Source organism: Paractinoplanes atraurantiacus, assembly GCF_900215205.1.
GTDB classification, from domain to species: Bacteria; Actinomycetota; Actinomycetes; order Mycobacteriales; family Micromonosporaceae; genus Actinoplanes; species Actinoplanes atraurantiacus.
The window spans coordinates 320350-341355 of the sequence record NZ_OBDY01000003.1 but is presented as its reverse complement, the minus strand read 5'-3'; the positions used below and the strand labels follow the sequence as shown (position 1 = coordinate 341355).

At 70.9% G+C, this 21006-nt stretch carries 20 protein-coding genes; 13 read left to right on the top strand and 7 right to left on the bottom strand.

Annotated features, from left to right (window positions below; genetic code table 11):
- Window positions 1-81: 81 nt before the first annotated feature.
- From CRP55_RS10875 to CRP55_RS10865, 3 genes are read right to left on the bottom strand one after another with little or no spacing between them, the layout of a single operon-like run.
- Window positions 82-777 (bottom strand): anti-sigma factor, encoded by a 696-nt coding sequence (locus tag CRP55_RS10875; RefSeq protein ID WP_101536178.1) that lies wholly within the window; start codon window positions 775-777, stop codon window positions 82-84.
- 34 nt (window positions 778-811) lie between these two features.
- Window positions 812-1237, bottom strand: coding sequence for a sigma factor-like helix-turn-helix DNA-binding protein (locus tag CRP55_RS10870; protein WP_097319646.1), 426 nt, complete (start codon window positions 1235-1237; stop codon window positions 812-814).
- Window positions 1234-2952 carry a YncE family protein gene (locus CRP55_RS10865; RefSeq protein WP_097319643.1) on the bottom strand — a complete coding sequence of 573 codons (1719 nt, stop codon included), beginning with the start codon at window positions 2950-2952 and terminating at the stop codon, window positions 1234-1236. The genes CRP55_RS10870 and CRP55_RS10865 overlap by 4 nt, the downstream gene beginning before the upstream one ends.
- A gap of 59 nt (window positions 2953-3011) precedes the next feature.
- Between CRP55_RS10865 and CRP55_RS53885 the strand changes: the two genes are divergently transcribed.
- Window positions 3012-3323, top strand: coding sequence for a hypothetical protein (locus CRP55_RS53885; protein WP_218854326.1), 312 nt, complete (start codon window positions 3012-3014; stop codon window positions 3321-3323).
- On the opposite strand, the gene CRP55_RS10855 is transcribed toward CRP55_RS53885, so the two are convergent.
- The gene (locus CRP55_RS10855) at window positions 3316-3801 is read right to left on the bottom strand and encodes a TspO/MBR family protein (protein ID WP_097319641.1); all 486 of its coding nucleotides are present in this window, start codon (window positions 3799-3801) and stop codon (window positions 3316-3318) included. The genes CRP55_RS53885 and CRP55_RS10855 overlap by 8 nt on opposite strands.
- Window positions 3802-3923: 122 nt before the next feature.
- Here CRP55_RS10855 and CRP55_RS10850 point away from each other — a divergent pair, with 122 nt between their 5' ends.
- From CRP55_RS10850 to CRP55_RS10825, 7 genes are all read left to right on the top strand, one after another.
- Window positions 3924-4742: a S1C family serine protease gene (locus CRP55_RS10850; protein ID WP_097319639.1), complete on the top strand. Its 819-nt coding sequence runs from the start codon at window positions 3924-3926 to the stop codon at window positions 4740-4742.
- A 15-nt stretch (window positions 4743-4757) separates the two neighbouring features.
- Window positions 4758-5759: an AAA family ATPase gene (locus CRP55_RS10845; RefSeq protein ID WP_097319636.1), complete on the top strand. Its 1002-nt coding sequence runs from the start codon at window positions 4758-4760 to the stop codon at window positions 5757-5759.
- A 3-nt stretch (window positions 5760-5762) separates the two neighbouring features.
- Window positions 5763-6644, top strand: coding sequence for a DUF58 domain-containing protein (locus CRP55_RS10840; RefSeq protein WP_097319634.1), 882 nt, complete (start codon window positions 5763-5765; stop codon window positions 6642-6644).
- Window positions 6641-7609 carry a VWA domain-containing protein gene (locus tag CRP55_RS10835; RefSeq protein ID WP_097319632.1) on the top strand — a complete coding sequence of 323 codons (969 nt, stop codon included), beginning with the start codon at window positions 6641-6643 and terminating at the stop codon, window positions 7607-7609. The genes CRP55_RS10840 and CRP55_RS10835 overlap by 4 nt, the downstream gene beginning before the upstream one ends.
- Window positions 7609-8664, top strand: coding sequence for a VWA domain-containing protein (locus tag CRP55_RS10830; protein WP_097319629.1), 1056 nt, complete (start codon window positions 7609-7611; stop codon window positions 8662-8664). The genes CRP55_RS10835 and CRP55_RS10830 overlap by 1 nt, the downstream gene beginning before the upstream one ends.
- Before the next feature lie 154 nt (window positions 8665-8818).
- On the top strand, window positions 8819-9040 hold the full coding sequence (locus CRP55_RS52045) for a hypothetical protein (RefSeq protein ID WP_143234542.1): 222 nt from the start codon (window positions 8819-8821) through the stop codon (window positions 9038-9040).
- A gap of 48 nt (window positions 9041-9088) precedes the next feature.
- Window positions 9089-11713: a putative bifunctional diguanylate cyclase/phosphodiesterase gene (locus CRP55_RS10825; RefSeq protein ID WP_097319627.1), complete on the top strand. Its 2625-nt coding sequence runs from the start codon at window positions 9089-9091 to the stop codon at window positions 11711-11713.
- Here CRP55_RS10825 and CRP55_RS10820 read toward each other — a convergent pair.
- Entirely contained in the window at window positions 11703-12683 is a 981-nt protein-coding gene (locus CRP55_RS10820) for a glycoside hydrolase family 18 protein (protein WP_097319625.1), read from the bottom strand. The genes CRP55_RS10825 and CRP55_RS10820 overlap by 11 nt on opposite strands.
- A gap of 55 nt (window positions 12684-12738) precedes the next feature.
- Between CRP55_RS10820 and CRP55_RS10815 the strand changes: the two genes are divergently transcribed.
- Genes CRP55_RS10815 through CRP55_RS10805 form a run of 3 tightly spaced genes read left to right on the top strand, consistent with a single transcriptional unit; the run spans window position 12739 to window position 17135 of the window.
- The gene (locus CRP55_RS10815; protein ID WP_097319622.1) at window positions 12739-14910 is read left to right on the top strand and encodes a bifunctional polysaccharide deacetylase/glycosyltransferase family 2 protein; all 2172 of its coding nucleotides are present in this window, start codon (window positions 12739-12741) and stop codon (window positions 14908-14910) included.
- A gap of 45 nt (window positions 14911-14955) precedes the next feature.
- Entirely contained in the window at window positions 14956-16773 is a 1818-nt protein-coding gene (glmS, locus tag CRP55_RS10810) for a glutamine--fructose-6-phosphate transaminase (isomerizing) (RefSeq protein WP_097319620.1), read from the top strand.
- A 41-nt stretch (window positions 16774-16814) separates the two neighbouring features.
- Complete coding sequence (locus tag CRP55_RS10805) at window positions 16815-17135, top strand: hypothetical protein (protein ID WP_097319902.1); 321 nt, start codon at window positions 16815-16817, stop codon at window positions 17133-17135.
- A gap of 2 nt (window positions 17136-17137) precedes the next feature.
- Here the strand turns inward: CRP55_RS10805 and CRP55_RS10800 are convergent, their stop codons facing one another.
- Complete coding sequence (locus CRP55_RS10800; protein ID WP_097319901.1) at window positions 17138-17917, bottom strand: ArsR/SmtB family transcription factor; 780 nt, start codon at window positions 17915-17917, stop codon at window positions 17138-17140.
- Between the two features lie 131 nt (window positions 17918-18048).
- Here CRP55_RS10800 and CRP55_RS10795 point away from each other — a divergent pair, with 131 nt between their 5' ends.
- Both CRP55_RS10795 and CRP55_RS10790 read left to right on the top strand, forming a co-directional pair.
- Complete coding sequence (locus CRP55_RS10795; protein ID WP_218854309.1) at window positions 18049-18753, top strand: ABC transporter ATP-binding protein; 705 nt, start codon at window positions 18049-18051, stop codon at window positions 18751-18753.
- Window positions 18753-20057 carry an ABC transporter permease family protein gene (locus CRP55_RS10790; protein ID WP_097319617.1) on the top strand — a complete coding sequence of 435 codons (1305 nt, stop codon included), beginning with the start codon at window positions 18753-18755 and terminating at the stop codon, window positions 20055-20057. The genes CRP55_RS10795 and CRP55_RS10790 overlap by 1 nt, the downstream gene beginning before the upstream one ends.
- Window positions 20058-20087: 30 nt before the next feature.
- Here the strand turns inward: CRP55_RS10790 and CRP55_RS10785 are convergent, their stop codons facing one another.
- Window positions 20088-20945, bottom strand: a complete 858-nt coding sequence (locus tag CRP55_RS10785; protein WP_097319615.1) for a LysR family transcriptional regulator — start codon at window positions 20943-20945, stop codon at window positions 20088-20090.
- Window positions 20946-21006: the final 61 nt, after the last annotated feature.

Below are 21006 nucleotides of genomic sequence, written 5' to 3'. Positions count from 1 at the left end.
AAATAACGCTATGCGACCGTCCAATTACGCTCTGATGATATGCGTCTACTTAGACGATGGCGATAGCTGGCCCAAGACCATCTACAGGTCGACCCGCACCAGCGGCCGGCCCGCGTAGGTCTCGACCTCGACGGCGGCCACGTCGGCCGGGGCCACCAGGGCGCTGCCGTCCACGGTGGTGCCGGTCGAGTCGCCGGTCTCGGAGACCAGCCAGCTGCCGGCCAACTGCCGGGCGCCGTCCGCCCCGACGACGTAGAGACGGCACTGCTCGCCGGCGGGAACGCCGCCGACGGAGGCGCTGAGCCGCACCCATCCGGCCGCGGGCCGGACGGTGACGTTCATGCTGACGCCGGTGGCGGCGTTGGTCGCGGCGCCCGAGACGGCCGGGGCGGCCGAGGCCGGCGCCGGCGGCTGGGTGGCCGCGACGGGTGAGGGCGCCGCGCTGCGACCGGCCAGCGCCCCGCCGCCGAGCGCCGCCACCGCGACGAGCGCGGCCGCGAGGGTCCACACCAGACGACGGCTGCGGTCGCGGCGGTCGCCTTCCTCCCGCACCTGGGCCAGGGTGCGTTCGAGCAGTAGATCGCCGCCCTGCGGCGGCCCGTCCAGGAAAGCTTCGGGCGGCACCTCGCCGAGCAGCTCCTCGGTCGCGCGCAGCTCGCCCAGCTCGCGCCGGCACGTCTCGCACCCCTCGACGTGGGCGTGGACCGCCGCCCACTCGTCGTCGCCGAGCACGCCGAGCGCGTAGGCGCCGAGCTGATCAGTCACGTGCCCGCTCACGCCACCACCCCGAGCTGATCTCTCGCGTGGCCCGTCATGCCGAGACTCCGCGCAGGTGGCGCAGGGCCTGGTAGCTGCGCGTCTTGACCGTCTCGGCGGGCATGCCGAGCGTCGTGGCCGCCTCCTTGACGTTGCGGCCCTGGAAGTAGAGCGCGTTGAGCACCGCGCGCTCCTCGGGCGGCAGGGCCTCCACGGCACGCAGCATCTCCATCGACCCCGTGGCCGGCATGACGGCCTGGGGGCGCGTGCGGAGGCGGGCGACGGCCAGGTCGCGTACGGCCTCGAAGAGATCCGCCCTTGTATCGGTGAAAGCGGCACGCACCAGCGCCTCTTGAACGACCTCGGCCCCCTGCGTGTGGTCGCCGAGCAGCCGGGACGCGTACGCCAGAAGCGCGGCGCCGTGCTCGGTGAAGAGCCGCCGCACGAGCACCTCGCCGGCGGCACGGTCGCGCCGGCTCACTCCCCCACCCGCAGCACCGTGATGGTGTGGTCCTTGCCGTTGGAGACGTAGGCGAGCTTGCCGTCGGGCGCCACCACGATGCTGCGCGGACTGCCGCCGACCTTCACCGTGGCCGTGGCCACGCCGGTGGTCGTGTTCAGCACGGAGACCGTGTTGTCGCCCTCGTTCACCACGTACGCGTGTCTGCCGTCGGCCGAGACGCCGACGCTCTGCGGTTCGCGCCCGACCGGGTACGGCCCGCTGCGCCGCAGCGTGTTGGCGTCGATCAGGTCGGCCGTGTTCGCCTCGTAGCCGGCCACCAGCACGACCCGGCCGTCCGGGGAGACGGCGATGCTGTGCGGCGCGCGGCTCACCGGGATGGTCGTGACCAGTTTGTTGGTCCGCATGTCGATGACCGAGACCAGGTTGGACTCGTGGTTGGCGGAGAACGCGCGGCCGAGGTCGGCCGAGAAGCCGACCGCGTGCGGGTTCGGCGGCAGGATGATGTTGCCGACCCGTTCCAGGCTGCCCGCCTTGAAGACCTCGACCCGGCCCTCGCTGTGGATCGGCACCCACAGGTTGCCGTCGGGGCCGACCGACAACGTGTACGGCTGGAGGCCGGTCTGCAGGTAGCGCAGGACCTTCTTGGTGCGCGCGTCGACCACGGCCACGCCGCTGCCGGTGCGCTTGTCGGCCTCGTACATCGAGACGAAGATCAGCCGGCCGTCGCGCGAGGTGGTGGCGAAGCGGGGGTTGTTCCGCAGGGTCACCGAGGTGACCTTGCGGGTCGGCACGTCCATGATCGAGAGGATGTGCGAGTTCTGGTTGGCCACGTAGACCGTGCGGCTGTCGGGCGAGATGGCGAGGCCCTCGGGCTCGGTGCCGACCCGGACCGTCCCGGCGACCTTGGGCACGGCCAGGCTCTTCACCCGCGCGCCCAGGGGCACCCGGGTGACCTGCGGCGTCGCCGGGTCGGCGGAGCCGATCGCCTCGACGGCCTCGGGCGTGGTGGGCTCGGCGGCCACGTTCCGGCTGGGCGCCGTGCCGTTGAGCAGGGCCATCGCGACGCCGGCGCCGCCGAGGACGACGAGCGTGGTGAGGATGGCGACGAGCACGGTCGTGCCGATCTGCCTTCTCGCGGGCGGTGGCGGCGGTGGCAGCACGGTCACCCGGGCCGGGCCGTAGGCGCCGTAGCCAGGCACCCCGTCGTACGTCCGCATGCCGCCGGCATCGGCCGGCACCTGGGCCATCGGGACCGTGGCCGCGATCTGGCCGGTGACCCGGACGTCGGCCCAGCCGGCCGGGCCGCGCACGGTGACCGAGCCGTCGAGCCAGTCGGAGCGGGGCAGCCACATGATCCGCAGCTGGCGGTCGGTGAGCATGGCGCGCAGGCCGGGACCGGAGACGGTGACCGTGGCGCCGGCGATCGCCAGCGGTGGCCCCTCGACCAGGACGTCGGCGACCAGGCGGGGTGTCTCGGCCGCGACCACGCCGAAGTCGACGCGCTCGGGGTCGAGGCGCACGGCCGTGCGCTCGAGGGCGGCGGCCGCGGCGGCGGACACACTGCGGCTGTCGTCGTCCATCATCTGCTGGAGGGCCAGCCGGGCGGCGGCGGCCGTCTCGAGGTCGTTGCCCCAGGCCAGCCGGGACAGCTCCTCCACGGCGGACAGCCTGTTCTCCCGGATCGGGCTCCCGATCTCGGAAAGCACACTCGGCGGCAGCTGCTCTTCACTCATAGTGTCACCGCGATCATCATGCTGTGACGGAGGGGACTTTTGGAAGACACGGAGCGAAGTTGGCACCTGTTTCGATATGGATCGTTGCCGCTAAGATCCGCGCTCGGCGCCGACCTGGCCCGGCTCGCGCCGGCGGACGCGGCCGCACTGGCCGCTCTCGACCGGCGGGTCCGCTCACCAACGGGCAGGTCGCCGTCTGGTTCCACGAGGAGGAGGTCATCGAGGCGGACACCCGCTTCGACAACCTCGACGTCTTCGTCTGGCACATGGTGCGTCATCGGGCCGTCCGCAAGGGGGTGCTGAGCCGGGACGACGTGGAGGCCGACTTCGCGGCGCTGGGTCAGGACGGCGCCAAGATCCTGTTCAGTTGAGCTGCCAGATGGCCAGGTTGAGGGCGCTGGCGTAGGTCACCCAGGCCCAGTAGGGCAGCAGGAGCAGCGCGGCGCCGCGGCGAACCTTCCAGAAGGTGACGACCGTGGCGCCGATCAGCAGCCACAGCACGGCGATGTCGGCGAAGGCCAGGCCGTACTGGCCGGCGCCGAAGAACAGCGGCGTCCAGATCGCGTTGAGCACCAGTTGGGCGGTGTAGAGCCAGATCGGCAGCGTGAAGCCCACCCGTTGCCAGACCAGCCAGCCGGCCAGCGCGATCATCACGTAGAGGACCGTCCAGACCGGCCCGAACAGCCACGACGGCGGCGCCCAGGCGGGCTGCTCCAGGCCGTTGTACTCGGTCGAGGTACCGGAGACGCCGAGGCCACCGATCGCGGCAGCGACGAAGACGGCCAGCCCGAAGACGGCGAGGGCGATCCAGCGGTGTGTGGCGTGCGGGCTCCGGGCGGCGTACGTCATAAGACCCAAATGCCCGCGTCCCGGCAGGTGAAACGCCTTATGAAAAGCGGCGCAAGCTCTTAGCGGATTTTGAGAAACCGCTCTTAGAGTCGAGAGATGCTCACTGTTGCGGGTGCGACGTGATGGAAGTGCTGCGGTCCGACGGCGCCGCGCCCGACCCGCCGCCGCCCGAGCCGCCGCCGAAAAAGATCGGCCGGGGCAGGAAGCTGCTGACCGGCGCCGTCGTGCTCTGGGCGGTGGCGATCACCGCGGTCGTGCTCTTCCGGTCCTCACCGGAGCCCGCCGCGGCGCCACGGCCGGCTCCCTCGCCGTCGGCCTCGCAGGGGCCGATGACCGTCACCGAGGTCTATCAGGCGCTGCGCCCCTCGGTCGTGCTGATCAAGGCCAGCGGCAGCAGCGCCGGCGCCGACAGCGGCACCGGCTTCATCGTCAACGCGGACGGCACGATCCTCACGGCGTACCACGTCATCGAGGGCGCCAAGAACATCCAGGTCGCGTACGCCGACGGCAGCGAGACGACCGCACAGGTCGCGAGCTCGGAGCCCGCGCAGGACATCGCCACCCTGACCCCGGCCAAGCTGCCCGAGACGGTGGTGCCGGCGGTCCTCGGCGGCGGCTCGGCGATCGGCGACGACGTGGTGGCCATCGGCAACCCGCTCGGCCTGACCGCCACCACCACCAGCGGCGTCGTCTCCGGCCTGGAGCGCACGCTGTCGCGCGACCGGGGCGGCGACATCGCCGGTCTCATCCAGTTCGACGCGGCGGTCAACCCGGGCAGCTCGGGCGGGCCGCTGATCAACACGCAGGGCCAGGTCGTCGGCGTCGTGGTGGCGCTGGCCAACCCGACCGACGCCGGCACCTTCATCGGCATCGGTTTCGCCGTACCCATCGGGGCCGCTCTCGGCGCCGGCGAGGGCGACGGACAAGCACCGCCCCTCTGAGAAAAAGGACGGACCATGAGCCCTTACAACTGGGCCGATGCCCCGGCGGCCTCGGCCGGGCCGATCGAGAAGGTGCTCTACGAGGTCAAGAAGACCATCGTGGGGCAGGACATCCTGCTCGAGCGGCTCATCGTGGCCCTGCTCTCCCGCGGTCACATCCTGGTCGAGGGCGTGCCCGGCCTGGCCAAGACCCTCGCCGTCAAGTCCCTGGCCGAGGCGATCGGCGGTGACTTCCACCGGGTCCAGTTCACGCCCGACCTGGTGCCGGCCGACATCGTCGGCACCCGCGTCTACCACCAGCCGACCGGCGAGTTCCAGGTGCAGCTGGGCCCGGTCTTCACCAACCTGCTGCTGGCCGACGAGATCAACCGCGCGCCGGCCAAGGTGCAGTCGGCGCTGCTCGAGGTCATGCAGGAACGCCAGGTCACCATCGGCCGCGAGACCCACAAGGTGCCCAACCCGTTCCTGGTCATGGCCACGCAGAACCCGATCGAGACCGAGGGCACCTATCCGCTGCCCGAGGCCCAGGTCGACCGCTTCATGATGAAGGTCCTCGTGGGCTATCCGAGCGTCACCGAGGAGTTCGTGGTGGTCGAGCGGGCGCTGACCAGGGCCGCGGCCATCCAGAAGATCATCGACCCCGACACGCTGGTCGAGCTTCAGGAGCAGACCGACCGGGTGTACGTCGACCCGTCGCTCATCGAGTTCGCGGTCAACCTGGCCCACGCGAGCCGGGACCCGGCCCGGATCGGCCTGACCGACCTGGCCCGCTACGTGACGTTCGGGGCCAGCCCGCGCTCGTCGATCAGCCTGGTGCTCGCGGCGCGGGCGCTCGCGTTCATCCGGGGGCGCGAGTACGTCGTACCGGAGGATCTGACGGATTTGGCCCTCGATGTGATGCGGCACCGCATGGTGCTGTCCTACGAGGCGCTGTCGGACGAGGTGACGCCCGACCTGATCCTGTCGAAGATCCTGGCCAACGTGGCGATCCCGGAGCCCGCCGGGCGAGGCCGCTGACGCATGACCACCCCTTCGGACAGGTTGCTGCGGCGCCTGGAGTGGCGGCTCGGCCGCCGCCTCGACGGGCGGTTGCAGGGCGCGTACCGCACGGTGTGGCACGGCACCGGCATCGACTTCACCGACCTGCGGGCGTACGTGCCGGAGGACGACGTCCGGCACATCGACTGGAACGTCACGGCGCGGCTCGACGAGCCGTACATCCGTCAGTACACGGAGGACCGCGAGCTGACCGCCTGGCTGGTGGTGGACCGGTCGGCCTCGATGCGCTTCGGGCGAGGTCAGGGCAAGGAATCAGTCGCCGCGGAACTCGCGGTAGCGCTGGCCCGGCTCGTCTCGCAGGGTGGCAACCGGGTCGGGGCGGTCCTGTTCGACAACGACAGCCACCAGGTGATCCCACCCCGGCCGGGACGCGATCAGATCCTGCGGATCACGCGAGCGCTGCTGGCTCCCGCGCCCAAATCTTCCGCTATTACGGATTTATCGGAAATGTTTAGGATGGCGGCGGCTACGACCTCGCGGCGCCGCAGTCTCGTCTTCGTGATGTCGGACTTCATCGGCGAGCCGGGGTGGGACCGCTCTCTGGCGATGTTGACCCATCGGCACGAGGTGGTCGTGATCCGAGTCGTCGACCCGTCCGAGCTGGAGCTGCCCGACGTGGGCGTGATCCTGGTCGAGGACGCCGAGACGGGCGAGCAACTGCTGGTCGACACGAGCGACCCGCTGTTGCGCGGCCGGCTGGCCGACCAGGTCGGCGCCCGCGAGGACGCGGTGGCCGAGGGCATGCGCAAGGCCGGAGTGGCGGCCCACCGGGTCACCACCGACCAGGACATGCTGACCGCACTGATCGACATGGTGCGCCGGTCCGGACGGGGGCGCCGGTGAGCTTCCTCCATCCCCTGCTGCTGATCGTCGCGGTGGTCGTCACGGCGGCGGCGGTCTACGGCTACGTCTGGCTCCAGCGGCGCCGCAGCTCGGCGCTGGCGGCGGCCGGCTTCGCGTCGATGGTCGGCCGGGGCTCGGCGGTGCGCCGTCACCTGCCGTACGGACTGATTCTCTTCGCCCTGCCGGTTCTGCTGGTGGGACTGGCCCGGCCGCAGGCCGAGTTGAGTGTGCCGCATGTGTCGGGGACCGTGCTGCTGGCGTTCGACGTGTCGAACAGCATGCGGGCGACCGATGTCAGCCCGTCGCGGCTGGCGGCGGCCCAGCAGGCGGCGAAGGACTTCGTCGAGGACCAGCCGGACACGGTCGACGTGGGTGTGCTCGTCTTCGGCGACCAGGCGCTGCTCACGCAGGCGCCGACCGACGACCACAACGCGGCGATGGCGGCGATCGGGCGGCTCTCGGCCAGTGGCGGCACGTCGCTGGGGCAGGCGATCCTGGTCGGGCTCGGCACGATCACCGGCAAGCCGGTGGCCCTGCCGGACGAGGGCGCGCCGGCGCCCGAGCTCGGCTACTGGCCGTCGGCGACGATCGTGGTCTTCTCCGACGGGCAGGAGACGGGCGGGCCCGACATCGAGGCGGCGGCCGAGTTGGCGGCCGCGGCGGGGGTGCGCATCCAGACCGTCGGCGTGGGCACGGCCAAGGGCGGGACCGTCGAGGTGGACGGCTTCCAGCTCGGCACCCGGCTCGACGAGCAGACCCTCACCACGATCTCGCAGGTCACCGGCGGCGCCTATCACCCGGCCGGTGACGCCGCGGCGGTGTCCGACACGACGAAATCGATCGACCTGCGGCTGACCGCCAAGAAGGAGCCGGTCGAGCTGACCGCGCCGTTCGCCGGCGTGGCCCTGCTGCTGCTCATGCTCGGCGCGCTGCTGGGCACCCGCTGGCACGGAAGGATCGTCTGATGTCGTTCAGCTGGCCGTGGGCGCTGCTCGCGCTGCTGGCCGTGCCGCTGCTGCTGGCGGCCCGCTGGTGGCTGAACCGGCGCCGCAAGCGGACCGCCGTCACCGTCTCCAGCGTCGCGGTGATCCGGGCCGCGCTCCCCGGGCGGACGTCCTGGAAGCGCCGCATCCCGGTCTGGCTCTTCCTGGCCGGCTTCCTGCCGCTGGCGGTCGGGCTGGCCCGGCCCCAGGCGACGGTGTCGGTGCCGTCCAACAGCACGTCGATCCTGCTGGCCATCGACGTGTCGGGCTCGATGTGCTCGACCGACGTGGAGCCGAACCGGTTCTCGGTGGCGACCGAGGCGGCCCGCGAGTTCATCAAGGCCCAGCAGGACGGGACCAGGATCGGCCTGGTCGCCTTCTCCGGGATCGCGGGCCTGCTGGTGGCGCCGACGACGGACAAGGACTCGCTGATCGACGCGATCGGCACGCTGCGCACGGCCCGGGGAACGGCGATCGGCCAGGCCATCCTGACCTCGATCGACGCGATCGCCGAGACGAACCCGAACGTGGCGAAGACGGGCGCCGACCTGCCGCCGCTGGAGAACACCGGTGACTACGAGCCGGACACGATCGTCGTGCTGACGGACGGCTCGAACACGACCGGCGTCGACCCGGTGACCGCGGCCGAGCAGGCGGCGGCCCGCAAGGTGCGCGTCTACACGATCGGCTTCGGCACGACCACGCCCGCTCCGATGGTCTGCACGGCCGACCAGATCGGCGGCGACTCGCCCTTCGGCGGGGGCCGGTTCGGCGGCGGCGGGCGGGGCGCCGGCCGCAATCAGGAGATCGACGAGGACGCCCTGACACAGGTCGCGGACGTGACCGGCGCCAAATACTTCCGGGCCGAGGACGCGGATCAGTTGGTCGACGTGCTGACCGATCTGCCGCGCGAGTTCAACCTGCGCAAGCAGGAGGTCGAGGTGTCGGTCTGGTTCGTGTTGGCCGGGGCATTGCTGGTGTTCGCCGGAGTGGGTCTGTCGCTGTGGTGGAACAGGGCGCCGCTACCGAAGAGGTAGAACTTTGGTCACCCGGCGTGGTGAGAGCTTCCGCGATTCCCGCGCGCCGGGTCACCGGAAGCGCTCAAATTGTCACTCTCCGTGGTGTCGATCCACAGGAGCGCCCTAGGCTTCGGACAGGAATTCCGCCCCTTTCCGGGCCTACCTTTTGGAAATGATTCGTTCCGCTGTCGTTCCCGCCGAAACCACCACCCAGGTATTCGTGGATTCCACCGGCCGCCGAAAGCGATTGGTCGCCGTTCTCGGCTTTTTCCTGGCCCTTTTCGCGACCGTTTACATGGCGGTCGTGGGCGCCAGTGTCATCCAGGCCGCCGACTCCGGGCTGTCGACGAAGGCCACCGTTTCGACGTCTTCCTCGTCGAGCAGCTCCAGCTGAGTCGCCGAACATCGCTCACCTCGGCCACCGCCGTGTCGATGAGAGGACGTGCTCGACACGCCCGGCCGCCCGCCGCTCTTCGCCGATCGCGCGTTCCAGGCCGTCACCGCATTGTTGATCGTCAATGTGGCAGCGTTCCTGCTCCAGGAGCACACCGGCCCGCTGTGGCCGGCTCCGGTGAACTGGCTCCTGGTGATCGCGGTCATCGTCCCCACCCTCCTGCTCTGCCGGCGGGCGCGGACCGATCCGGAGTCCGCTCCGGTGGTGCGGCGTTACTGGCGCACGATGACGATCGGCATCTCGCTGTTCGTCGGCGTCGTCGCGCTGCGCGTCCTGTCCGAGATCGGCCTCGCCGGCTGGTTGCTGCCGGCTTCGGTGGTCCTGCACGTTCTGGCCGGCGCCGTGCTCACCTGGCCGCTGGTCGGCCTGCCGCTCAGCGCCCGCGACCGCATGGTGGGTGTCTGGCTCGATCTCGGCACCCTGTCGGCCGCCGCGGGGCTGCTGATCTGGCACTTCGCCGCGGCCGCCCAGTTCGCCGACGGCCGGGTCACCCTGCCCCGGGTGCTCGCCGCCGCCGTCATCATGGGCGCCGGCCTCAACGGCGTCCACCTGGCCGCGAAGGTCGTGCTGGCCGGGGTCGAGTCGTTCGCCCGGCGTGGGCTCTACTGGATCGGCGCGTCGGGCCTGATCGGCGGTCTCGGTTCGGCGATCAGCTTCCTGCACCCGCACCAGCCCAGCGGCAACCTGCTGCTCCTGGTGCTTCCGTTCGCCGCCTACGCCGCCGCGGCCGGCGCCCGGGTGCAGGTGGTGGACACCGCGGCCGGCGCACGGGAGCGGCGTGTCCGGCGTGGCTACAGCCTCATGCCGTACATGGCGATCGCGGCCGTCGACGCCATGGTCGTCATCAACAACGTCCGGGGCACCGGGGACGGCCTGCTGATCGACAGTGTCGCGGTCGTGCTGACCGCGCTGGTGGTCATCCGCCAGCTGATCGCCTTCCGGCAGAACGACACCCTGCTCGCCCGCATCGGCGTGCAGGAGGAACGGTTCCGGCGGCTGGTACAGAACTCCACCGACATGGTCACCATCGCCGAGCCGGGCGGCGCGCTGACCTACGTCAGCCCGGCCGCGCGCGGGGTGCTCGGCGCGGATCCCGCCGGCATGATCGGCACCGACATGATGGCGTGGGTGCACCCGGACGACCTGGCCGCGGTGACCGAGCGGATCGCGACGGTGACCGCGACGCCCGGCACCACGACCACCTATCAGGCCCGCCTGCGGCACGACGACGGCACGTACCGCTGGCTCGAGATCATCAGCGCGAACCTGACCGGCGAGCCCAGCGTGGGCGGCATCGTCAGCAACGCCCGCGACATCACGGAGACACGGCAGGTCCAGGACCGGCTGAGCTACGAGGCCTCGCACGACATGCTGACCGGCCTGGCCAACCGGGCGCTGTTCCACGAGCGGGTCACCGCCGCGATCCGCCGCGCCGGCCCGGACGAGCGGTTCAGCATCGTTCTGGTCGACCTCGACGACTTCAAGACCGTCAACGACACGCTCGGGCACGCGACCGGCGACGCGCTGCTGGTGCACGTGGCCGAGCGGATGCGGGCCAGCGTGCGGCCGGTGGACACGGTCGCCCGGCTGGGCGGTGACGAGTTCGCCATCCTCTTCGAGGGCGTCGCCGGCGAGGACGTGGAACGGATGCTCGTCCGGATCGCGGCCGCCCTGCTCGAGCCGGCCCTCGTCGACCGCCAGCCGCTGACCGCGCGGGCCAGCTTCGGCGTGGTCGACGGCCATGCCGGCGACGACGCCGGCGACCTGCTGCGCCAGGCGGACATCGCGATGTACGAGGCGAAGGGCCGCGGCGAGGGCGGCTACGAGCGGTACCGGCCGGAGATGGAGGCCCGCGGCGCCGAGCGCAGCCGCCAGGCCGCCGCGCTGCGCACGGCCATCATCGAGGACCAGTTGGTGGTGCACTTCCAGCCGGTGGTGACGCTGCCGGAGGGCCGGATCACCGGTGCCGAGGCGCTGGTCCGCTGGCAGCACCCGGTCGACGGTCTGCTCGGCCCGGGTGCCTTCATCGACACCGCCGAACAGACCGGCCTGATCGTTCCGCTCGGCGTCCGGGTGCTCCGCGCCGCGACGCGCGAGGCGGCGACCTGGCCGGGCGAGCTGACGGTGTCGGTGAACGTGTCGGCCCGGCAGCTGCGCGAGGCCGGCTTTCCGGCCGTGGTGGAGGCGGCGCTGCGCGAGAGCGGACTCCCGGCGCGCCGGCTGACCGTGGAGATCACCGAGTCGGTGGCGGTCGGCGGTGGCGCGACGACCGAGAACCTTCAGGGCCTGCGGGATCTGGGCGTGCGGCTGTCCCTCGACGATTTCGGGACCGGCGCGTCCACGCTCAGCCTGCTCGCCACCTGCCCGGTGCACCAGATCAAGCTGGACCGCTCGTTCGTGCCGGACGGCGGCTCGGACGCGATCGCCCGCGCGGTGGCCCAGATGGCGCGGGCGTTCGGGCTGCAGACGGTGGCCGAGGGCGTGGAGACGGCGGAGCAGGCGGCCCTGATGACCCGGCTCGGCTACGAGCGGGCCCAGGGGTTCCACTTCGCCCGCCCGATGAGCGCGGCCGACCTGCGCGCCCGCCTCGGCGCCACCGCGGTCAGGTCGTGAACTCGGCGAACAGGCTGGTGAAGGCGTACTCGGTCTGTGCGATGCCGGAGCAGGTGGCGCTGACCGTGCCGTCGGTGCAGCCGTTGTTGTCCCGGTTGACGGACCAGAAGCGTACGAAAGCCAAGCCCTTGTCCTCGGCCCAGTCGCGCAGCGTGGTGGCGTTGGCGACGGTGGTGGTGGCGTAGGAGTCGTTGACGCCGATCATCGGGGTCACGCCGAGCATGCCGTAGATCTCGGTGTCGCTCTTGCCGGACCAGACGGCGGCCACGTCGGCCTTCACCGCTTCCGTGGCCGTGGTCATCGCGGTGCCCCAGTCGGCCGTACCACCGTCGAAGTTCATGGTCATCGCGTTGATCGTGACGTCCAGGCCGGCCGCCTCGGCCGCCGTGAGCAGCGCGATGCTGGCGTCGGTCAGGCCGAGGACGGTGCCGCCGACCGGGACCGTCAGGGTGATCGACGTGCCGCGGGCCGCCTGGAGCTTGCTCAGGGCCGACACGACAGTGGCCGGGGTGACCGTCTGCTCGATGTCGACGTCCAGGAAGTTGCTGCCGGCCTGGTCCAGCGCCGCCTCGTACTGGGCGGCCAGGTCGTCGGCCGAGGTGCAGGCCGTCTCCAGATACGTACCGGACGCGCCGCCCGTGGCGACGATCGGGGTGCCGCCGAGCGCCGTGAACTTGGCGATCTCGGCCGCGATCGTGCTGTCGTCCAGGGCCGTCTTGCCGCCCCACGTCGCCGTACAACCGCCCGAACTGTCGGCCAGGATGAAGGCCAGCGTGTAGTCCTTCTGGCCGGTGGCCGAGGCGATCGCGCTGATGTCGGCCGTGCCGCTCACGATGTCGACGTACGGGGCCACCGCGGGCGGGGCGCCGGCCGAGGAGGCCGAGGCGGACGGCTCCGATGAGGTGGACGAGGACGATGAGCAGGCCGCCGCGGCGAACACGAGAGCGACCACAGCGATTCGGGCGAGCACTCCCGAACTATCCCATTCCACAGATACGCAAAAGACCAAAACCGTACGCTGAGTCGTGTCCGTCGAAACAGTCAAGGAGACGCCCAGGTCACGGCGCCTTCGCGTGCCGCAGCCGCGCTGGATCCTGCTCGTCGTGCTGCTGGGCCTGTTCGCCAGCATCCTTCTCGTGAACGGGCTCGTGACGGGCGAGTTCACCCAGGACGGCGCGGCCGAGTCCACCTCCGAGACCGACGAAGTGCCGGACGCGGCGCTCAACGGCGGGCCGATCATCCAGACCGACGGCACCACCACGACCACGGTGACCGTGCCGGACAACAAGATCGTGCTGACCTTCGACGACGGGCCGAGCCCGGAGTACACCCCGGAGATCCTGAAGGTCCTCGACGAGTACGACGTGCCGGGTGTCTTCTTCCAGATCGGCTCCGAGATCAGCCGCTATCCGTCGGTGTCGAAGCAGGTCAAGGACGCCGGGCACGAGATCGGCATCCACACGTTCACCCACCCCGAGATGTCCGGCAAGTCGGCCTGGCGGCAGGACGTCGAGATGTCGGAGACGCAGTTCGCGCTGGCCGGCGCGACCAACGTCTCCAGCGTGATCTTCCGGCCGCCCTATTCGTCGACGGTGGCCGCCCTGGACAACCCGACCTGGTCGGTGATGGCCGAGATGGGCGAGAAGGGCTACCTGACGGTCGTCAACAACCTGGACAGCCGGGACTGGGAGCCGGACACCACGACCCAGGACATCATCGACGCCGTGCTGCCCGACGACAACGCGGGCGCGATCCTGCTCTTCCACGACGGCGGCGGCGATCGGTCGAAGACGGCGACCGCGCTCGAGTCGGTCATCCCGTACCTCAAGAACGAGGGTTACTCCTTCACCACGATCAAGGCGCTGACCGGCATGTCGACGGTCAACCCGAAGGCCACCACCGACGAGCGGATCTACGGGCTCGGCATCGTCGGCGCCGTCCAGGTCGCCCAGAAGATCACCGACTGGTTCGCCACGTTGCTGCTGGTGCTGGGCGTGCTCATGATTCTGCGGCTGCTGTTGATGCTCGGCCTCGCCCGCAAGCACGCCCGGCGGTTCACCAAGAACGTCAAGGGCTGGGGTCCGGCGTACGAGAAACCCGTGACCGTTCTCGTCCCGGCCTACAACGAGAAGGAGATGATCGCCGACACGCTGGCCTCGCTGGTGCGGAGCACGCACCCGATCAGGATCATCGTGATCGACGACGGCTCGACCGACGGCACCGCCGAGATCGCCGAGGCGCTGGGCCATCCGAACGTCACCGTGGTGCGGCAACCCAACGGCGGCAAGTCGGCCGCGCTCAACAACGGCATCGCGCACGCCGACACCGAAGTCGTCGTGATGATGGACGGCGACACGGTCTTCGAGCCCGAGACCGTGGCCCTGCTGGTGCAGCCGTTCGCGAACGAGGGCATCGGCGCGGTCGCCGGCAATGCCAAGGTGGCCAACCGCAAGGGCATGATCCCGCTCTGGCAGCACATCGAATACGTGGTCGGCTTCAGCATCGACCGCCGCGCGTACGACGTCATGCACTGCATGGCCACCGTGCCCGGCGCCATCGGCGCCTTCCGGCGCGCGGCACTGGAACAGGTCAACGGCCTGAGCGAGGACACCCTGGCCGAGGACACCGACCTGACCATCGCGATCATCCGGGCCGGGTGGCGGGTGGTCTACGAGGACCGTTCGCGGGCCTGGACCGAGGCGCCGTCGACCATGGCGCAGCTGTGGAAGCAGCGCTACCGCTGGAGCTACGGCACCATGCAGGCGATGTGGAAACACCGCCGGGCGCTGTTCGAACGCGGACCGGGCGGCAAGTTCGGCCGGCGCGGCCTGCTCAACCTGGCCCTGTTCCAGACCCTGATGCCGCTGCTGTCGCCACTCATCGACGTGTTCCTGATCTACGGCCTGATCTTCCTGGAGCCGCTGCTCACGGTGGCGGCCTGGCTCGGCGTGCTTCTCCTGCAACTGCTGAGCACGATGTACGCCTTCCGGCTGGACAAGGAGTCGATGCGCCCACTGTGGCGAATGCCGTTGCAGCAGTTCGTCTACCGCCAGCTCATGTACCTGGTGCTGATCCAGTCGATGCTGTCGGCGATCCGCGGCATCCGGCTCGGCTGGCAGAAGCTGCGCCGCACCGGCGGCCTGAACGCGCTGATGGGCCAGCAACTGCCGACCGGAGACGGCACGCGAGCTTCATAGCGAGCGCATGGAATCCGCACAGGCTGCCTTTCTACCGTCGCTGACATGTGCGGAATCGTGGGATACGCCGGCGAGCGGCCGGCCTTGGAAATCGTGATGGACGGCCTGCGGCGCCTGGAGTACCGCGGCTACGACTCGGCCGGCGTGGCCGTCCTCGACGAGGGCCTGCTGTGGACCGAGAAGCGGGCGGGCAAGCTCGTCCACCTGGAGAAGGCCCTGGCCGAGGGCTTCTCCGACGGGCCGACCGGCATCGGGCACACCCGCTGGGCCACGCACGGCGGCCCGACCGACCGCAACGCCCACCCGCACGTCGCGGGCCGGGTCGCGGTCATCCACAACGGCATCATCGAGAACTTCGCCCGGCTGCGGGCATCTCTGTCCGTCACCCTCGTCAGCGAGACCGACACCGAAGTGGCGGCGCATCTGCTGTCGGGGGCGCTTGCCGCCGTACGTCAAGAAGGCGTGACCGGACCGCAAGCCCTGGCCGAAGCCATGCGACGGGTCTCCCGGCAGCTGGAGGGCGCGTTCACGCTCCTCGCGGTGGACGCGGACACGCCCGGCGCGGTGGTCGGCGCCCGCCGCAACTCGCCGCTCGTGGTCGGCCGCGGCCAGGGCGAGAACTTCCTGGCCAGCGACGTGTCGGCGTTCATCGAGCACACCCGCGACGCGATCGAGCTCGGCCAGGACCAGGTCGTCCTGATCACCCCGGGCGCCATCGAGATCACCGACTTCGACGGTACGGCTGTGCAGGGCACCGACTACCGCATCGACTGGGACCTGTCCGCCGCCGAGAAGGGCGGACACGACTACTTCATGCTCAAGGAGATCGCCGAGCAGCCGCAGGCCGTGGCCGACACGCTGCGCAGCCGGCTCCGCGAGGACGGCGGTGTCGACCTGGACCTCGGCGACCTGGACCTGCGCGACGTCGAAAAGGTCGTCATCGTCGCCTGCGGCACCGCCTATCACTCGGCAATGGTGGCCAAATACGCGATCGAGCAGTGGGCGCGGATCCCGTGCGAGGCCGAGCTCGCGTCGGAGTTCCGCTACCGCGACCCCATCCTGGACCGCTCCACGCTGGTGATCGCGATCAGCCAGTCCGGGGAGACCATGGACACGCTGATGGCGCTGCGTCACGCCCGCGCGCAGGGCGCCCGGGTGCTGGCGATCTGCAACACCAACGGCTCGACGATCGCCCGCGAGTCGGACGCCGTCGTCTACACGCACGGCGGGCCGGAGATCGCGGTCGCGTCCACGAAAGCGTTCCTGACTCAACTGGCCGCCTGCTACCTGGTCGCCCTGCAACTCGCACCGGCCGCCGACCCGGCCGCCGCCCGCCGGCTCCTGGCCGTCCCGTCCCAGCTGGCCGGCCTGCTGGAGACGATGGACCCGGTGCGAAAGCTGGCCCGTGACCTGGCCTCGGCCCCGCAGGTGCTGTTCATCGGCCGGCACGTCGGCTTCCCGGTCGCGCTGGAAGGCGCGCTCAAGCTGAAAGAACTGGCCTACATGCACGCCGAGGGCTTCGCCGCCGGCGAGCTCAAGCACGGCCCGATCGCCCTGATCGACGACGCCACCCCGGTGATCTGCGTACTCCCCTCCCCCGGCGGCGTCCTGCACGACAAGGTGGTCTCCAACATCCAGGAGGTACGCGCCCGCGGCGCCCGCACCATCGTGATCGCCGAGGACGGCGACGACTCGGCCCGCCCGTACGCGGACGACCTGATCACCGTCCCGCCCACCGAGCCCCTGCTGGCCCCGCTGCTGACCACGGTCCCCCTGCAGATCCTGGCCTGCGAGATCGCCGCCGCCCGGGGCCACGACGTGGACCAGCCCCGCAACCTGGCCAAGTCCGTGACGGTCGAATAAAGGCGATGCGCCCGGAGGAGATCCGCTGGACGATGCTCCTCATGGCGGAGCGTGTGATGTTCGTACAGTTGAAGACCGGTCACGACACCGACAAAGGGCCCGCTTGGATCAGCCGGGTGCGGTTCAACCGGAGCTGGAAGACGGCCTACTGGCACGGCAAGACCCTCCGGCGCTGGCCGGGCATGTTCGACGCCAACTTCTACGACGTCGAGACCGACGAGGAGTACTGGCTCTCCGGCCCACACCGCGACCGGGCCGACACGCGCTACAGCACCATCCGCCCCGAGATCGACGACGACGCCCGCGAGGCGTACGCGGCGTTCCTGCACGGCGCACCCCTGCCGGGCCGCGAGCGCGGTTAGGTTCAGCCTGCCAGGGGCTCTCCGGTTTCCAGCAGGGTCTTGAGGCTGGAGAGCAGTGCGGGCCAGCCCTGGCTGATCATCGTGCGCAGGGTGCTGTCCGGGTCGAAGCGGTCGTGGGTCACCGTCAGCTTGACCGTGTCGCCGGCGGGCTCGAGGTCGAAGGTGACCCGGGAGCGGGGCTCGTCGCGGAGCTTGGCCAGCAGGTCGTCGGCGACGCCGGCGGCGGCCGCCCACTGCGGGGTGAAGGTGTGCCAGGTGTACGAGAGGCGGCGGCCGGCGTCGGACTCCAGCACCACCTGTTCCGCGTCGAGGATGGTGTTGCCGTTCTCGGTCCAGGTCATCGACGCGCCGGGCTTCCAGTCGGACTCGAAGGTCACGCCCCAATAGCGGGCGGTGAACGCCGGGTCGGTCAAGGCCTGCCACAAGCGGTCGGGCGTGGTCCTGATGTAGGTGGTGTAGACGAACGGTTCCACTGTGTCCTCCTCGAGGGCGGTCTTGAGGTCGGCCAGCGCGAGGACGCGATCCCGGTCGTATCGGCTGATCCAGCGCTCGCTGATGGCCTGGATCGGCTCGGCGTTCAGGAAGTGGAGCTTCTCGCGTCCGCGTCGCATCGTGGTGACCAGGTTGGCGGCCTCGAGCACGGCCAGGTGTTTGCTGACCGACTGCCGGGCCATGGAAAGGCCGGCGCACAGCTCTCGCAGGGTCTGGCCGTCGCGCTCGTCGAGGCTGTCGAGCAGGCGCCGCCTGCTGGCGTCGGCCAGCGCCTTGAACACGTCATCCACCACCACACAATAGGCATCCATTTGGCTGCCTATCAAGGGCGTGGCCCGCGTAACAGGAAGATCGCGGTCCAGTTGCGGGTATCCCCACGTACGGTTGGCATCCACCTGTACCCCACGCTCCTCCTGGCGGGATGATGGCATCAGTCGAGGTCGACGGCCTCACGAAAGAGTTCGGCGGCAACCCGGTGCTGCGCGGCGTCAGCGTCGGCGTGGAGCCCGGTGAGTTCCTGGCCGTGGTCGGCCCGAGCGGCTCGGGCAAGTCGACGCTGCTCTACTGCATGTCCGGTCTGGAGCCGGCCACCTCCGGCTCGGTGCGCATCCTCGGGCACGAGCTCGGCGGGATGCGGCGCGGCGCGCTGGCCGCACTGCGCCGTGACCACGTCGGGTTCGTCTTCCAGTCGTACAACCTGATTCCCTCCCTCACCGCGAGGGAGAACGTGGCGTTGCCGGCCCGCCTGGCGCGACGGAAGATCTCCGCCACCGACGTCGATCAGGCACTCGCGGACGTGGGTCTGTCCGACCGGGCGGCCTATCGGCCGTCCGCACTCTCCGGCGGTCAGCAGCAGCGGGTGGCGATCGCGAGGGTCTTGGCCGTACGCCCGGACGTCGTCTTCGCCGATGAGCCCACCGGTGCCCTCGACACCGCGTCGGGCGGCCAGGTGCTCGACCTGCTCGCGAAGATCCCGGCCGACGGCCGCTCGGTGGTGATGGTGACGCACGACCTCTCGGCCGCGGCCCGGGCCGACCGGGTCGTCGTGCTGCGCGACGGCCTCGTCCACCGGTCGCTGCTGCGCCCGTCGGCGGCCGAGGTCTTCGCCGCGCTCGGGGAGTCCTAGTGCTCAAACTCGTCCTCAGCGACCTGGTCGCGAACATCCGGGTCTGGCTGGGCACCTTCTTCATCGCCGCCGCCACGGCTCTGGTCGGGGCCGTCGTGGCCAGCGAGATCGCCACGGCGATCTCGGTGGGCGGCAACGAAGCCCTTGCGCTGTACGGCATCAGCGGCGTCATCGCCGCGTTCACCATCGTCACCGCTCTGATCGTGGTGGGCTCGGTCGCCGGGCTGACGGTCACGCTGCAACAGCGGGGGTACGCGTTGTGGCAGCTCGTCGGCATTCGGCCGGCGCTCGTCCGCACGGTCGTGACGAGCCAACTGCTGATCGTCTCCCTGCTCGGCGCGGTGCTCGGCTGCGTGGTCGCGATTCCCTTCCTCAAACCGCTTTATGAGTACGCCTTCACGGACTCACCGGAGCTGGCCGCGCTGACCCCGCGGTTCGGCGCCGGGGCGGCCGTTCCCGTCGTGCTGTTCGTCGTCGTGGTCCTGACCATCGGCGGTTCGCGCAGCGCCGGCCGCGCCTCGCGCACCCCGCCGATCCGCTCGCTGCGCGAGACCGAGCCGCCGGACCGACGGATGACCGTGGCCCGCTGGGTGGGCGGCCTGGCCACGGCCGGCATCATCGTGGCCATCCTGGCGTCGCTGCCCGGCACCGGCCCCGACACGCTGGCCGAGCCGCTCATGCTGATCGCTCCGCTGACGGCCGGGGCGCTGGCCGCGTTCGGCCCGCTCTTCCTGTCCCGGCTGGTGCGGGCCTGGACGTCGCTGCTGCCGTTCGAGGGCTCCTGGTATCTGGCCCGCAACAGCACCGCGTTCAACGTCGGCCGCAGCACGGCCACGATCAGCCCCCTCACCGTGGCCATCGCCCTGGCCGGCGGCCTGTACTCGGCCAACGAGACGGCCAGTCACGGCCACTCCGACCTCGGCACCGGGGCGGTGGTCCTGCTGCTGGGCGGCCCGCTCCTGCTGGCCGTTCTGGGTGCGGTGGCCACGGTCTTCATGTCGAGCCGCCGCCGGGAGCGCGAGTTCGCCCTGATCGTCGCGGCCGGCGGCACCCCCGGCACGGTCCTGACCGCCGCCGCCTGGGAGGCGGTCATCTACGTGGGCACGGCCCTGCTGCTGGGCGGCGCTTCCGTGCTGGCCACTGCTCTGGCCGGCGCCTGGGCGGCCGGAGGCTTCCCGTCGTTCGGCGCGGTTCCCGCCCTGACCGTGGCGTTGGGAAGTCTCGTGCTCGTCCTGGCCGCGACCGTGCTGCCCACCGCGGTCGCCCTGCGACACGAGGTCCCGAGCGTGCTAGCCCCCGAATAGAGCCACCTGCGCGCCGGCGCGCTGAGCGTCCTAGCCCCCGGCCAGGGCCACCTCGGGCGTCTGCGCGATCTCCCTCGCGACCCGGACGAAGGCCGCAACCTCCAGCGAGCGGGACTCGGCCGGCCACACCACCTTCAGCGCCACCGGGTCGAGGCCCTCGATCGGGCGGAAGGCGGTGTTCGGTCGGGGGAAGCGCCGGGCCACCCACTCCGGCAGGAACCAGACGACGCCGCTCACCTCGACCAGATTGAAGATCTGCGACAGGTCGAATTTCCTCACCCCCGCCGCCATCCGGCCCTCCGACGCGTCCGTCCCGTCCGGCAGTTTCCGGCCGCGCAGGTCGGCCAGCGTCAGCGTGGTGCGCGCGGCCAGCGGGTCGGCCGCGGCCAGGGCCACCACGGTCGGCCCGCTCAGCAGCGTCTCGGTGTCCAGCCCGCTCTCGTCGAACGGCGCCGGCAGCAGCGCCACGTCGGCCCGCCCGTCGAGCAGCGCCGGCACCTGCTCGCCGCGCCCGCCCAGCTGCAGCTCCACCGGCATGACGTCGTACGCGTCGAGGATCCGCGGCAGCAGCCCCGCGTCGTAGTCGGCTTTCAGCGCCAGCCGCAGCGACCGCGTCGGCTGACCAGCCCGCCGGGCCCGTCGCTGCGCCGCCGCCACCGCGTCCAGCGCCACCCGCGCGTCGGCGAGCAGCGTCTCGCCCGCCTCGGTGAGCGCGACCTGGCGAGTCGTGCGGACCAGCAGCTGCACCCCGAGCTGCCGCTCCAGCTCCCGGATGGCCCGCGACAGCGGCGGCTGGGCCATGCCGAGGCGCTCGGCCGCCCGCCCGAAGTGCCGCTCCTCGGCCACCGCCACGAAGTAGCGCAGCTGCCGCGTCTCCAGATCACTCATACCGCCACGGTATCAATCCGGACGCGATCGGTCTTTCCCGTTTCCTCCAAGTCGGCGTTCA

Coding starts and splice junctions, on each gene's coding strand:
- CRP55_RS10865 (WP_097319643.1), bottom strand. CDS start 2,952: ATGAGTGAAGAGCAGCTGCCGCCGAGTGTGCTTTCCGAGATCGGGAGC.
- CRP55_RS10855 (WP_097319641.1), bottom strand. CDS start 3,801: ATGACGTACGCCGCCCGGAGCCCGCACGCCACACACCGCTGGATCGCC.
- CRP55_RS10850 (WP_097319639.1), top strand. CDS start 3,924: ATGGAAGTGCTGCGGTCCGACGGCGCCGCGCCCGACCCGCCGCCGCCC.
- CRP55_RS10845 (WP_097319636.1), top strand. CDS start 4,758: ATGAGCCCTTACAACTGGGCCGATGCCCCGGCGGCCTCGGCCGGGCCG.
- CRP55_RS10840 (WP_097319634.1), top strand. CDS start 5,763: ATGACCACCCCTTCGGACAGGTTGCTGCGGCGCCTGGAGTGGCGGCTC.
- CRP55_RS10830 (WP_097319629.1), top strand. CDS start 7,609: ATGTCGTTCAGCTGGCCGTGGGCGCTGCTCGCGCTGCTGGCCGTGCCG.
- CRP55_RS52045 (WP_143234542.1), top strand. CDS start 8,819: ATGATTCGTTCCGCTGTCGTTCCCGCCGAAACCACCACCCAGGTATTC.
- glmS (WP_097319620.1), top strand. CDS start 14,956: ATGTGCGGAATCGTGGGATACGCCGGCGAGCGGCCGGCCTTGGAAATC.
- CRP55_RS10805 (WP_097319902.1), top strand. CDS start 16,815: ATGGCGGAGCGTGTGATGTTCGTACAGTTGAAGACCGGTCACGACACC.
- CRP55_RS10795 (WP_218854309.1), top strand. CDS start 18,049: ATGATGGCATCAGTCGAGGTCGACGGCCTCACGAAAGAGTTCGGCGGC.
- CRP55_RS10785 (WP_097319615.1), bottom strand. CDS start 20,945: ATGAGTGATCTGGAGACGCGGCAGCTGCGCTACTTCGTGGCGGTGGCC.